A 1,302-nucleotide genomic window follows, 5' to 3' on the forward strand; every position below is an offset into this window, starting at 1 on the left:
AGGCGGCGAGCTTGCGGTGTTGCAAGCGCCGATATTCGAGTGTCTTTGGCTTGATCCTTTCTCTTCGCTTGATGATGGCGGGTGCTCTGCCGAAGTAGGCATCGGCGGGCGTCACATTGTCGAGGCTCTCGTGGTAGCGCTGGTGGTTGTAGTGCTCGATGAACGCCTCGATCTGCTGTTCGAGATCGCCGGGCAGGAAGTAGTTTTCCAGCAGCACGCGGTTCTTCAAGGTCTGGTGCCAGCGTTCGATCTTGCCCTGTGTCTGCGGATGGAAGGGCGCGCCGCGAACGTGGCTCATCTTTTTCGCCTTGATGTATTCGGCCAGCTCGTCCGCGATGTAGCTCGGGCCATTGTCGCTGAGCAGACGAGGTCTGTGCAGCACCGTGGCGCTGTCGCAGCCTGAGGCGGTCAGTGCCATGTCGAGCGTATCGGTGACGTCGCTGGCACACATGGTGGAACACAGTCGCCAGGCGATGATGTAGCGCGAGAAATCGTCGAGGACGGTCGAGAGATACATCCAGCCCCACCCGATGATCTTGAAGTAGGTGAAGTCGGTCTGCCACATCTCGTTCGGGCGCGTGGTCTTCGTATGGAACGCCTCTGCCGCCTTGATCACGGTGTAGGCCGGGCTGGTGATCAGGTCGTGGGCCTTGAGCAGGCGGTAGACGGTCGCTTCGGAGACGAAGTAATGCTTCTCATCGGTGAAGCGCACCGCCAGCTCGCGCGGGGACAGTTCGGTCTGCTCCAGCGCCATCTCGACGATCTGCTGCTGGATATCCTCGCCGAGGCGGTTCCACACCCGGCTCGGCGCTGATGGCCTGTCTGCCAGTGCCTCCGGCCCGCCTTCAAGGTAACGATCATACCAGCAGTAGAACGTCCGACGTGCGATGCCGAGCTGGTCCAGCGTGCGCCTGGCAGGCAGATGCGACTGCTCGACGATCCGGATGATCTCCAGCTTCTCGGATGCGGGATATCTCATGCGTCGTCTCCCCCAAGCCCGGTCATGCTTTTTTAAGCAGACGGTTCTCCAGGGTGAGGTCTGCCACACACTCCTTCAGATCGCGGGCCTCGCGGCGCAGGTCCTTCACCTCGTCCGTGGTCGCAGCGCGCGCAGTGTCGCCAGCCAGGCGGCGCTTGCCGGCTTCCATGAACTCCTTGGACCAGGTGTAATACAGGCTCTGCGCAATCCCTTCGCGGCGGCACAGCTCGGCGATGGAGTCATCGCCGCGCAGACCATCGAGCACGATCCTGATCTTGTCTTCCGCGGAGAAGTGCCGACGGGTCTTGCGGCGGATGTCCTTC

The 1,302-nt window shown here is 61.8% G+C and carries 1 protein-coding gene; it reads right to left on the bottom strand.

Features of this window, described 5'->3' with window-relative positions; genetic code table 11:
* Positions 1–1,302 (bottom strand): IS3 family transposase gene (locus AAV98_RS19730; protein ID WP_156317873.1). Its coding sequence is split into 2 segments (ribosomal slippage), with 1,301 coding nucleotides annotated over them: positions 1–1,015 and positions 1,017–1,302; the frame shifts between segments, so codons are not numbered across the junction. This gene is flagged as partial in the annotation.

It is taken from the genome of Bacillus sp. CHD6a (genome assembly GCF_001293645.1).
Classification (GTDB): Bacteria; Bacillota; Bacilli; order Bacillales; family Bacillaceae_I; genus Sutcliffiella_A.